This window comes from Buchnera aphidicola (Aphis aurantii) (assembly GCF_039388985.1).
Taxonomy (GTDB): Bacteria; Pseudomonadota; Gammaproteobacteria; order Enterobacterales; family Enterobacteriaceae; genus Buchnera; species Buchnera aphidicola_BL.
Genome location: NZ_CP135021.1, coordinates 179,448 through 192,453 on the forward strand (window position 1 = coordinate 179,448; position 13,006 = coordinate 192,453).

11 protein-coding genes are annotated in these 13,006 nt (G+C 26.0%); 5 read left to right on the forward strand and 6 right to left on the reverse strand.

Annotation, left to right across the window (positions count from 1 at the left end):
* Window positions 1-30: 30 nt before the first annotated feature.
* Window positions 31-978 carry a ribose-phosphate pyrophosphokinase gene (locus RJT32_RS00855; protein ID WP_343154401.1) on the reverse strand — a complete coding sequence of 316 codons (948 nt, stop codon included), beginning with the start codon at window positions 976-978 and terminating at the stop codon, window positions 31-33.
* A gap of 35 nt (window positions 979-1,013) precedes the next feature.
* Entirely contained in the window at window positions 1,014-1,892 is an 879-nt protein-coding gene (gene ispE, locus RJT32_RS00860; protein WP_343154402.1) for a 4-(cytidine 5'-diphospho)-2-C-methyl-D-erythritol kinase, read from the reverse strand.
* 188 nt (window positions 1,893-2,080) lie between these two features.
* On the opposite strand from ispE, the gene prfA reads away from it, so the two are divergent.
* The 3 genes from prfA to sirB1 all read left to right on the forward strand — a co-directional run bounded on the left by prfA (window position 2,081) and on the right by sirB1 (window position 4,917).
* Window positions 2,081-3,163: a peptide chain release factor 1 gene (gene prfA / locus RJT32_RS00865; protein ID WP_343154403.1), complete on the forward strand. Its 1,083-nt coding sequence runs from the start codon at window positions 2,081-2,083 to the stop codon at window positions 3,161-3,163.
* Window positions 3,163-3,990: a peptide chain release factor N(5)-glutamine methyltransferase gene (gene prmC, locus RJT32_RS00870; protein ID WP_343154404.1), complete on the forward strand. Its 828-nt coding sequence runs from the start codon at window positions 3,163-3,165 to the stop codon at window positions 3,988-3,990. The genes prfA and prmC overlap by 1 nt, the downstream gene beginning before the upstream one ends.
* 117 nt (window positions 3,991-4,107) lie before the next feature.
* Complete coding sequence (sirB1, locus tag RJT32_RS00875) at window positions 4,108-4,917, forward strand: invasion regulator SirB1 (protein WP_343154405.1); 810 nt, start codon at window positions 4,108-4,110, stop codon at window positions 4,915-4,917.
* Between the two features lie 6 nt (window positions 4,918-4,923).
* Here sirB1 and nadE read toward each other — a convergent pair whose 3' ends face one another.
* Complete coding sequence (gene nadE, locus RJT32_RS00880) at window positions 4,924-5,730, reverse strand: ammonia-dependent NAD(+) synthetase (RefSeq protein ID WP_343154406.1); 807 nt, start codon at window positions 5,728-5,730, stop codon at window positions 4,924-4,926.
* A gap of 151 nt (window positions 5,731-5,881) precedes the next feature.
* Between nadE and RJT32_RS00885 the strand changes: the two genes are divergently transcribed.
* The gene (locus tag RJT32_RS00885; RefSeq protein ID WP_343154407.1) at window positions 5,882-7,081 is read left to right on the forward strand and encodes an acetate kinase; all 1,200 of its coding nucleotides are present in this window, start codon (window positions 5,882-5,884) and stop codon (window positions 7,079-7,081) included.
* Window positions 7,082-7,129: 48 nt separating this feature from the next.
* The gene (gene pta, locus RJT32_RS00890; RefSeq protein WP_343154408.1) at window positions 7,130-9,250 is read left to right on the forward strand and encodes a phosphate acetyltransferase; all 2,121 of its coding nucleotides are present in this window, start codon (window positions 7,130-7,132) and stop codon (window positions 9,248-9,250) included.
* An 11-nt stretch (window positions 9,251-9,261) separates the two neighbouring features.
* Here pta and yfaE read toward each other — a convergent pair whose 3' ends face one another.
* Genes yfaE through nrdA form a run of 3 tightly spaced genes read right to left on the reverse strand, consistent with a single transcriptional unit; the run spans window position 9,262 to window position 12,990 of the window.
* Entirely contained in the window at window positions 9,262-9,522 is a 261-nt protein-coding gene (gene yfaE / locus RJT32_RS00895; RefSeq protein WP_343154409.1) for a class I ribonucleotide reductase maintenance protein YfaE, read from the reverse strand.
* A 1-nt stretch (window position 9,523) separates the two neighbouring features.
* Complete coding sequence (nrdB, locus tag RJT32_RS00900) at window positions 9,524-10,654, reverse strand: class Ia ribonucleoside-diphosphate reductase subunit beta (RefSeq protein ID WP_343154410.1); 1,131 nt, start codon at window positions 10,652-10,654, stop codon at window positions 9,524-9,526.
* A 47-nt stretch (window positions 10,655-10,701) separates the two neighbouring features.
* Window positions 10,702-12,990 carry a class 1a ribonucleoside-diphosphate reductase subunit alpha gene (nrdA, locus tag RJT32_RS00905; RefSeq protein WP_343154411.1) on the reverse strand — a complete coding sequence of 763 codons (2,289 nt, stop codon included), beginning with the start codon at window positions 12,988-12,990 and terminating at the stop codon, window positions 10,702-10,704.
* Between the last annotated feature and the right edge of the window lie 16 nt (window positions 12,991-13,006).

The following is a 13,006-nucleotide window of genomic DNA, read 5'->3' on the forward strand; positions in this document are numbered from 1 at the left end:
TCAAGTTATAGTGTGCTTAGGATTGATTTGTTAATGTTCAAACATTGCAGAAATAGATTCTTCATTGCTGATTCGTCTTATAGCTTCCGCTAGCATTCCAGCTAATGTAAGAGTACGTACGTTTGGTAGTAATCTGATGTTTTCTGGCAATGGGATTGTATCGCATACAACAACTTCATCAATAACGGAATTTTTTAAATTTTCTGATGCTTTGCCTGAAAAAATAGGATGTGTAGCATATGCAAAAACTCTTTTAGCCCCTCTTTCTTTTAGTGCTTCAGCAGCTTTACAAAGAGTCCCTCCAGTATCTATCATATCGTCTACTAAAATACAATCTCGATTTGCGACATCTCCAATAATGTTCATTACTTGAGAAATATTAGGATGAGGTCTTCTTTTATCTATAATTGCCATATCAGTATCATAAAGAAGTTTTGCGATTGCCCTCGCTCTCACAACTCCACCAATATCGGGTGATACAACAATAGGGTTTTTTAGCTCTCTTTGTAACATATCTTCTAAAAGAATTAAACTACCGAATACATTATCTACAGGTACATCAAAAAAACCTTGAATTTGTTCGGCATGCAGATCTACTGTTAATACACGATCTACTCCAATACTAGATAAAAAATCAGCGACAACTTTGGCTGTAATTGGAACTCGTGCAGATCTTACACGTCGGTCTTGACGTGAATACCCAAAATATGGAATCACTGCAGTGATTCTACCAGCCGAAGCTCTTCTAAAAGCATCTATCATTACAACGAGCTCCATAATATTATCATTAGTCGGAAAACAAGTAGATTGAATTATAAATACATCACTTCCTCTAACGTTTTCATTAATTTGAACACTAATTTCACCGTCGCTAAATCGACCTACGGATGCGTTTCCTAAATTTATATAAAGTCGATGGGCAATAAATTTTGCTAGTTTTGGAATAGAATTTCCAGCAAATAATTTCATATCTGACATAAAAAACCTTGTTTTTTATTTTTTAATATTGATTTTTAATTGAAAATATGATTATTTTTTTCATAAAAAATATGATGTAACGGAGAAGTATTAACACTTTTCGCAATAAATCCTTGCATATTCTTGGGAAGTAAAGAAAATATTTTTTGAGCGGATAGTTTATCATTAAATTCAGCAAAAACACAGGATCCTGTTCCTGTCATTCTAGTAGGTGCATAAGGAGATAAGATAGAAAGCAATTTTTTTATTTTTTTAAATTTATTACTAACTATATTTTCGAAGTCATTTTTAAATGGAGATTTTAATAAGAATTGTATTGATTTTTTTTGATTTGAACTATTAAGGAGAAAGCTAGAAAATATGTTTTTTGTTAAAATGTGAATTTCAGGATACACTACTAGGTACCATTTTTCTTTTCTTTGAATGGGATGTAATATTTCCCCTATTCCCTCAACAATAGATGTTTTACCTATAACAAACGCTGGAATGTCTGATCCTATTTCAAGACCAAATTCAGCCAATTCTTGTAATGTAAATTTTGTTTTCCATAATTTATTTAATACAATTAATACTGTAGCAGCATTAGATGATCCTCCTCCTAACCCACTTCCTATAGGTATTTTTTTATTTAAAAATATTTTCGCCCCAAGAGTAATACAATTTGTTTTTTTATAATTTAATGCTTTCGATTTTAATAAATTTGCTGCTTTAATAATAATATTTTCTGAATTTAAAAAAAGTTTTTTTTCAAAAAATAATTCAATGTTTCCAGTGTTATTTGGGATGATTTTTAATGTATCACCGTAATTAAGAAATTGAAATAAACTTTGTATATAATGGTATCCATCTGAACGAATACCTGTAACATATAAAAATAAATTAATTTTTGCAGGGGAAGGCCATGTATATATCATTTTTTTGTTTATTTTTAAAAAATTGTTTTTATGTTAATATTTATTAAAATTATACTGAAAATTATTAAAAATGATATAATCATTTTAATTGAAAGATTTTAATTTTTTATTTTTTAGAAAATATTATTTTAGAAAAACATCTTCATATTGTTTGAATTATTTTGTTAAATTATTAAAAGGTAATATTAATGAATTCCTCTATTATTGATAAATTAAAATCTTTGAAATACCGGCATCAAGAAATTGAAGTGTTACTTGCTCAAAAAGATATTATATCAAATCAAAATAAGTTAAGAAATTTATCCAAAGAATATTTGAAAATTTCTGAAATTGTTAAATATTTTATTGAATGGGAAAAAATAAAAAAAGATATAAAAAATATTTTTTCTTTGTTTAATGATGTGGAAATATATAACATAGCTAAAGAAGAGTATTTTATACTTAAAAAACAAAAAAAAAAAATAGAAAAAAAAATTAAAATATTGTTATTACCGGAAGATCCGAATGATCAGCATAGTTGCTTAATTGAAATTCGAGCGGCTACAGGAGGGGATGAATCGTCTCTTTTTGCAGGTCAATTGTTTAGAATGTATGTAAAATATGCTGAAAGTTATATGTGGAAAACAGAAATAATGAGTTCTAGTGAAAATGAAAAAGGAGGGTTTAAAGAAATAATAATGAAAATTACTGGGAAAGGCGCTTCTGGTCGATTAAAATTTGAATCAGGAGGACATCGTGTTCAACGAGTTCCAGAAACCGAATCACAAGGTAGAATTCACACTTCTACTTGTACCGTGGCTATGATGCCAGTTCTTCCTAAAACAGAAAAAGAAGAAATCAACTTATCTGATTTAAAAATTGATACATTTCGATCTTCTGGCGCTGGTGGTCAACATGTTAATACTACCGATTCTGCAATTAGAATTACCCATTTACCTACAGGTAATGTAGTAGAATGTCAAGATGAACGATCACAACATAAAAACAAAGCAAAAGCTTTATCTATTTTATCTGCTCGTTTATATACTCAAAAATTATTAAAAAATCAGCAAGATAACTCTTCTATGAGACGAACTCTTTTAGGCAGTGGTGGAAGATCTGATAGAAATCGAACATATAATTTCCCTCAAAATAGAATTACAGATCATAGAATTAATTTAACTATATATAAATTAGATGAAGTATTAGAAGGAAAATTAGATTTTCTCATTAAACCAATTATTCAAGAATATCAAGCAGATATGCTCTCTTCTTTATCTAAGTTAAAATAATGAAAATATATGAATGGTTGGAGAAAACAATTAAAATTTTTTCTCATTTTGATAGTCCTAAATATGAAGCTGAAATATTATTAAGTCATGTATTAAAGTGTTCAAGATCTTGGATGATTGCTTTTGATCAAGTAGAAATAAATAAATTAAATCAAAAAACACTAAAAGATCTTGTTGATCGAAGATCGAAAGGTGAACCTATGGCTTATGTATTAGGTAAAAAAGACTTTTGGTCTTTATCATTGCATGTATCTCAAGACACCTTGATTCCGAGACCTGATACAGAAATTTTAGTTGAAAAAGTACTATCTCAAGTTAATAAAAATCATAAATATATTCTTGATTTAGGAACGGGATGTGGAGCAATAGGATTAGCACTTGCCAGTGTTTGTTCAAATTTTCATATTACGGCTGTTGACAATTCAGATAAAGCTATTAAAATAGCTAAAGCAAATGCAATAGAATTAAATTTAAATAATATTATCTTTTATTATAGTGATTGGTTTTCACATATAAATAGAAAATTTCATATTATAGTAAGTAACCCTCCATATATTAGCTTAAAAGAAATGCAATTTTTTAAAAAAAATCTTATTTTTGAACCAATTAATGCATTAGTATCAAAAAATAACGGATTAAAAGATATTGAACTCATTATAAAAGAAGCAAAAAATTATTTATTTTATAAAGGATGGCTTTTTATTGAACATGGGTGGAAACAAAAATCGTCAGTTCAGTTTTTATTTGAAAAATATAATTTTTTTAATATAAAATCTTATAAAGATTATGGAGGTAATGATCGTGTAACTATTGGTCAAAAAAAATAATATTTTTTCAATGTTTTAACTTAAAAATAAAAGTTTTATATTTTGTGAAATATAATTCAACATTATTTTAAAAATAAACTTTAATTTCTTAATTACTTAAAAGTTAATATAATAACTATGAAATCTTTTTCAAAAAATAATTTATCTCAATTGTCGATTTTTGATGCTATTATATCGATATCTCAGTTCATTCGAGAAGATTTTCCTATAGATTCTGTAGTCTTGGATATTTGTAATAAAATCAAAGAAGCAAAATATTATATTTCGTCTGAAATTGAATCAAGTCAAAAATTAAAAAAATTAATAAATTTATTTTATAAAAACTGGAATTTCGGCGGAGCAAGTGGGGTTTATAAACTTTCAGATGTATTATGGATTGATAATGTTTTAAAAACTAGACAAGGTACTGCAGTGTCTTTGGGTATTCTTTTTTTACATATTGCAAAAGAATTAAAATTACCATTATATCCTGTAGCATTTCCTACACAATTAATATTAAGATCTGATTGGTCAGATAAAAAAAAGTGGTTAATTAATCCGTTTAACGGGGATATATTAGATAATCATACGTTAGAAGTTTGGTTAAAAGGAAATATTAGTCCTACAGCAGAATTATATGAAAATGATTTATACCAAGCTGAACCTATTACTGTAATTCGAAAGATGTTAAATACTTTAAAATCTTCTTTAATGGAGGAAAAAAATATGGAATTGGCCTTAAATGTAAATAATGTTCTTTTACAAATTAATCCTAATGATCCATACGAAATTCGTGATAGAGGTTTGATTTATGCACATTTAGACTGTAATCATGTTGCTTTAACAGATTTACTTTATTTTGTTGAAAATTGCCCAGAAGATCCTATTAGTGAAATAATTAAAGTTCAAATTCATTCAATTGAACAAAAAAAAATAATATTACATTAACAAATATTATCCAAGATTAATTATATCTCTTTTATGTTTTGAATTGAAAAAAAGTTTTTCAATGATATTTTTATCTGATTTTTTGATTTTTTTTCCTTCTAAATAGGAATCAATTATATTATATTTAACACCTAAAACATGCTCATCTGGTTGTTGTGGATGATTATCTTCAAGATCTGCTGTTGGTTTTTTTAAGTATAGATTTTTAGGGCAATGGAGTTCTTTTAATAATAATCGACCTTGTCGCTTGTTTAATTGAGCGATTAAATTTATATCTATTCCATGATCCCCATATTTAGTAAAAAATCCTGTTGCAATTTCTGCTGCGTTTCCCGTTCCGATTACTACACCATTCATCATTGCGGCAACACTATATTGAACTTTCATTCTTTCTCTTGCTTTTTCATTTCCTTTTACATAATCTGAAATGTTAATGCCTGCCATGTTTAATGATGATTCGCTACTTAAGACAGATTGTTTAATATTAATAGTTAAAACTTTGTCTGGATTTATGAATTGAATAGCTTCTTTACAATCTTTTTCATCTTTCTGAATTCCGTACGGAAGCCTTAATGCAATAAATTGATAAAATTTATTTTTTTGTTGTTTTCGTAATTGATCGACTGTTATTTGGCATAATTTTCCTGTTAATGTTGAGTCTTGACCTCCACTAATCGCTACAATTAAAGATTTTAAATGTATATTTTTAAGTAAGTATTTTTTTAAATTCATAATACGATTTGCAATTTCTATTGTTGGTATAATTTTTGGTTTTGTATTTAATAATTTAATAATTTTTTTTTGTAATATCATATTTTATTTGACTTTCAATTAATAAAAATATTTATTTTGTTTAGATGATCTTTTTTTACTAAGTTAATTATTATATATTAAATATATATAACTTTTTAAAATATTTAAACAATTATTTTTTTAAATTTTAATATAACATCGGTAAAAAATATTGAATAATTTAATTTTTGTATTAAATTGTGGTAGCTCTTCTATAAAGTTTTCTATATTAAATCCAAAAAATAGAAAAAAATATTTATCTGGTGTAGTAGAGTGTTTATTTTTGAAGCAAACATTTATTACATGGAAATATTTAGGAATAAAACACACAAAAAATATAGGTGCTTATATATCTCATCAAGATGCGTTAATATTTATTTTTAATGAAGTTTTATCAAAAAAACAAGATTTATATAAAAATATTGTTGGTATAGGTCATAGAGTTGTTCATGGTGGAAAGAAAATAAATACATCCGTTTTAATCAATGATGAAATTATCAGTTTTATTGAACAAGCTATTCCATTTGCCCCATTACATAATCCTGCAAATTTAATAGGGATTAAAATGGTGATAGAAAAATTCCCTATTTTATCAAAAAAAAACGTTGCAGTTTTTGATACTTCTTTTTATCAAAAAATGCCAAAGACTTCGTTTTTATATGCTATTCCTTATATTTTTTACAAAAAACATCACATTCGACGTTATGGTGCTCATGGTATTAGTCATGATTATGTTTCGCATGAAGCATCGATTATGTTAAACCAAGATTTTAATTCATTAAATGTTATCACATGTCATTTAGGAAATGGATCTTCTGTTTCTGCAATTAGAAATGGAGTTTGTGTAGACACTTCCATGGGATTAACGCCTTTAGAAGGTTTGGTTATGGGAACTCGAAGTGGTGATATAGATCCTTCAGTTATTTTTTTTATGCATCAAAAAATTGGAATAAGTATTGATAAAATTAATGAAATATTAACCAAAGAATCTGGCTTGCTAGGATTAAGTGGTATTACCAGTGATTTTCGTTATCTTGAAAAAAATTATTTTATTGATAAAAGAGTCAAATTATCTGTAGATATTTTTTGCCATCGATTATCTAAATATATTGCTTCTTATATGTGTTTGATGGAAAATCGTTTGGATGGAGTAATATTTACTGGTGGAATTGGTGAAAATGTCTCATTAATTAGAAAGTTAACGTTATCTAAATTATATTTAATGGGTATTAAACTTGATATAGAACAAAACATTTTAATCATACATGGAAAGAGCGGGTTAATAACTTTGAATAATTCTATTCCAGTTTTAGTGATTCCAACTAATGAAGAGCTATTAATAGCAAAAGAAACGATTAAAATAGTGAGTTAAATCTTACTATTTTATACATTTTTTATATTTTAAAATAATAAGAATATTATGTCACGTATTATAATGTTAGTCCCTTTAAATGAAAATATTAATTTAACAACAATTACTTCAAGTTTAATATACTTGATTAGTAAAAGAAAAAAAAATATTTTTGGTAAATCTTGTTTTTATTTTTCTCTTATATCTAATTTAATGGATAAAACCAGATTGGTTATGAAAAAATATTTTTTTAAAAATATAATTTCTTTGGAAAATATAGATTTTTCAAAACAATATTTTAATTCTAAAAAATATCATATGCTTGTAAATCAAGTTATTGAACAATGTTATCATCAAAAAGATTCTGATGGATTAATTTTAATTCAAGGAATTAATAAGAATCAGCATGTATATGCTGATCAAATAAATTATGAAGTTTCTCAAAATATTAATGCTGAAGTAATATTTATCGAATATTTAAAAGCATGGTCTGTAGAAAATATTAATGAAAAAGAACATCAAATAAAAATATTTTTAAAATTTTATAAATATAAAAATATTGCAGGATTTATTTTTGATAATTTGAATTCTCCTTTTATACAAAAAAAATATAATTTTATAGAAAAATTAAATATATTATATAGTTATAAAAAAAATAAAAATATTTTAAAAATTGAAAAAGATATTTTTTTAAAAAGTATGTGTTTTCCCGTATTAACTTGTATTCCTTGGAATAAGAATTTATTCAGACCGTCTGTAATAGAAATTTGCAATTTTTTAAATGCAAATATTATTGATGTAAAAAATATAAAAAATTTTATTATTAAAAAAATAATAATATTTAATCAAAATAATAACAATATAAAAAATTGCAATTATTCTTTATTTTTAGTTTGTTTTAGTTATTTAGAAGTGTTTTTTTACGAGTTTTTTATTAAATCTAAGAAAAATAAAATTATAGGTATTATTTTAACAGGTATATCTAAATTTACAAAAAATATTTTATATTTTATTAAATGTTTAAAGAATAAAAATATTCCTATTTTATATATCAATACAGATATCATAACAACGTTGTCTAAATTACAAAAATTTAATTGTGATATTAATTATTATAACAAAACATATTTAAACAAAATATTCAAATATATTTCTAGTCATTTTCAAGATATTAATTTCAATACTTTTATAAATAAAACAATTAATAACAAAAAATATTCACCTAAAAAGTTTTGTTTTTATTTAAAAATATTATCTAAAAAAAATATAAAACGAATTATATTGCCGGAAGCCTATGAGCCTCGTATATTAAAGGCTGCTGAAATATCTAATGATTTAGGAATTGCAGAATGTATATTATTAGGTAATGAAAAAAAAATTTTTCAAATAGCTAGTGATAAAGGAATTAATCTAAGTAAAAATATTAAAATAATAGAACCTAATCTTATACGAGAAAATTATATTTCAAGATTGATAGAATTACGTAAACACAAAGGTATGACTGAATTTTCTGCAGTAAGCCAATTACAGGATAACACTGTTTTAGCGACGTTAATTTTAGAAGCTAATAAAGTTGATGGATTAGTATCTGGCTCAATAAACACAACAGCTAATACTATACGTCCAGCATTACAAATCATTAAAACTAATCCTGTTTATTCCTTAGTTTCTTCGATATTTTTTATGTTGTTTCCACAAGAAGTCTTGATTTATGGTGATTGTGCAATTAATGTAGATCCAACAGCAGAAGAATTAGCAGAAATTGCAATTCAATCTGCTAATTCAGCGAAAATTTTTGGAATAGAACCACGTATCGCAATGTTGTCCTATTCGAGCGGGCACTCTGGGATCGGATTTCAAGTGGAAAAAGTGAGAAATGCGACTGCTATTGTAAGATTAAAACAACCTAATTTAATTATCGAAGGTCCTATTCAATATGATGCGGCTATTTCTAGGCATATTTCTCAATTAAAACTTCCAAATTCATCAATATCAGGATCTGCAAATATTTTTATTTTTCCAGATTTAAATTCTGGAAATATTACGTATAAAGCAGTTCAACGCTCTATGGATCTAATTTGTATTGGACCTATGCTTCAAGGACTACGAAAACCAGTAAATGATTTATCAAGAGGCGCATCAATTGACGATATTGTTTACACTATTGCTTTGACAGCAATTCAATCATAACTAAGTTTAAATTATATTTGAATTATAATATTACCATTAGGTATACAGCAACATGGAAAAATTTCATTTTTTTTGAATAAAGCAGCTATAGGTTGGTTTATCGGGTAAGTCACATTACCTTCTATTATTTGTATGCGACAAGCACCGCAATATCCAGATTTACATTGATATGATATAGATATATTATTTTTTTTTAAAATAGATAATAATAAAATATTTCGTTTGTAAACAATTGTTTTCTTGTTTACTATTTTAATAGTAAAATAATTCATTTTATAGTTTAAATTTTTTAAATTCTTGATGAGATATTTGAGAATCAATTTGACCAACTAAATAAGAGCTAATTTCAGTTTCTTGAGGAGCATTTTGTATACAATCTGAGTTTAACCAAGAATCAATCCATGGAATAGGATTTGATTTTTTTTCGAAAGGCATTTTTAAACCGATTGCATCCATTCGGATATTAGTAATATATTCTATATATTGACAAAGGATATCTTTATTTAATCCTAACATTGAACCATCTTGAAATAAATATTCTGCCCATTTTTTTTCTTGCTCTGAAGCTGATATAAAAATTTGAGTTGCTTTTTCTTTGCATTCCTGAACAGTATCATGCATGTTTTCATTATTTTTTTTGCTATTTAAAAGATATAAGATATGTTGTGTACCAGTTAAATGTAACGCTTCGTCTCTTGCAATTAATCTTATAATTTTTGCGTTTCCTTCCATAATCTCTCTTTCTGCAAATGCAAATGAGCAAGCAAAACTAACGTAAAATCTGATGGCCTCTAACACATTCACGCTAATTAAACAAAGATATAATTTTTTCTTTAATAAGTTCAAATTAACATATATTTTTTCTTTATTAACTATATGTTCTCCTTCTCCTAATAAATGCCAATAACTAGTCATTTGAATTAATTCATCATAATAAATAGAAATATCTTGTGTCCTATCGTTAATATTTTTATTAGTAATAATATCATCAAAGATGATAGATGGATTATTTATAATATTTCTAATTATATGTGTATAAGAACGAGAGTGAATTGTTTCTGAAAATGACCATGTTTCAATCCATGTTTCTAATTCAGGAATAGATATAATGGGTAAAAAAGCAATATTCGGACTTCTTCCTTGAATTGAGTCAAGTAATGTTTGATATTTTAAATTACTAATAAAAATATGTTTTTCATGTGAAGGAAGATTTTGAAAATCTATTCGATCTTGTGATAAATCTATTTCTTCTGGTCTCCAAAAAAATGAAAGTTGTTTTTCAATTAATTTCTCAAAAACATTATATTTTTGTTGATCATATCTAGCTATATTTACAGATTGCCCAAAAAACATAGGTTCTATAAGTTGATTATTCTTTTTTTTTGAAAATGTTGTATAAGACACTTTTGTTATACCTAAAAATAAATTTTTATTTTATTATAATTTTTATATTATATAATACAAGCTCCACTTGCACAATTATCTTCTTTGTTTGTTTCAAATTGTTTAAAGTTATAATTGTCTTCAGCACCATCTCTTGTATTTTGATAGTATAAAGTTTTTATACCCAATTTATATGCTATCAGTAAATCATATAATAATTGTTTCATTGGTATTTTTTCATTTTTAAATCGTTTTGGATCATAATTAGTATTTGTCGAAATAGATTGATCAACAAATTTTTGCATAATAGCTACTAGTTCTAAATATCCAGTATTATTTGGCATATTCCATAGTAATTCATATTGTTCTTTGAGCTTTTTATAATCTGGAACTACTTGTTTTAACATACCATCTTTTGACGCTTTAATACTAACAAATCCTCTTGGTGGTTCAATTCCATTAGTTGCGTTAGAAATTTGAGAAGATGTTTCTGAAGGCATTAAAGCAGATAGAGTGGAGTTTCTTAAACCATATTTTTTAATTTTTTTCCGCAATGAGTTCCAATTTAAATTTAATGGTTCATCACATATTTTATCTACATCTTTTTTATATGTATCTATTGGTAATTTACCTAAGTAATAATTTGTTTCATAAAACAGCATGCATGATCCTTTTTCCTTGGCTAGCGCACAAGATGCTTTTAATAAATAATATTGTATTGCTTCAAAAGTTTTATGTGTTAAATTTTTTGCACTTCCATCTGAATAACGAACTTTGTTTTTAGCTAAATAATATGCAAAATTAATTACACCAATACCTAGTGAACGCCTCAAAATAGAAGAGTTTTTTGCTGACAATATTGGATAGTTTTGATACTCCAATATTTCATCTAATGCTCGAACAGATAATATGGATAATTCTTCAAGTTCTTCAAGATTTTGAATTACACCTAAATTTAAAGCTGATAATGTGCATAGAGCTACTTCTCCATTTTTATCACAAATATTATTTAATGGTTTGGTAGGCAATGTAATTTCTAAGCATAAATTAGATTGCTTTATTGGAGCCAATTTTGAATTAAAAGGGCTATGAGAATTACAATGATCTACATTTTGTATATAAATTCGACCAGTGGATGTTCTTTCTTGCATGATCAAGGAAAATAAATCAATGGCTTTAATAACTTTTTTTCTTATATTTTTATTTTTTTCATATTGAATATAGATTTCTTTGAATTTTTTTTGATTAGAAAAAAAAGCTTCATACAATTCAGGAACATCAGAGGGACTAAATAATGTAATATTTTCACCTATTAACATTCTTTGGTACATTAATTTGTTTATTTGTACAGCATAATCAAGGTGTCGTACTCTATTTTCTTCAATACCTCTATTATTTTTTAAAATTAATAAACTTTCAATTTCAAGATGCCATATTGGATAAAATATTGTTGCAGCTCCTCCTCTAACACCTCCTTGTGAGCAAGATTTAACAGCGCTTTGGAAATGTTTATAAAACGGAATGCAGCCTGTATGGAACGCTTCTCCGTTTCTAATAGGACTTCCTAATGCTCTAATTTGACCCGCATTCACTCCAATTCCAGCTCTTTGTGAAACATATTTTATAATGCAACTTGTTGTTGCGTTTATAGAATCTAAATTATCTGCGCATTCAATTAAGACACAAGAACTAAATTGACGAGTAGGTGTTCTTACACCTGACATTATTGGTGTAGGTAGTGAGATTTTGAAAGTAGAAATCGCATTATAAAAACGTTGAATATAGCTCATTCTGTTTTTTTTTGGATATTTAGAAAATAAACATGCAGATATTAAAACATATAAAAATTGTGCGCTTTCATAAATTTTTCCGGTAATTCGATTTTGTAATAAATATTTTCCTTCTAACTGTTTAACAGCAGCATAAGAAAAATTCATATCACGCCAATGATCAATAAAAGAATCCATTATGAGATATTCTTCAAAAGAATAATCTTCTAGCAAGCTTTTGTCATATTTTCCTAAGTTGACTAAGTTTTTAACATGCTTATACAGTGTTGGTGGTTTAAATTGATTATAAGCTTTTTTTCTAAGATGAAAAATAGCCAGTCTAGCAGCCATATATTGATAGTCTGGCGTATCTTGAGAAATTAAATCTGCAGCTGCTTTAATGATTGTTTCATGTATATTAATAGTTGTAATGTTGTTATAAAATTGGATACGTGATCGTAATTCTACTTGTGATACAGATATGTCTTCTAATCCTTGAGCGGCCCAATTTAAAACTTTATGAATTTTATCTAAGTTTATTTTTTCTTTTTTTCCATTTCGTTTAGTCACAAATAGACTATTTTTCATATTTACTTGACCTGTG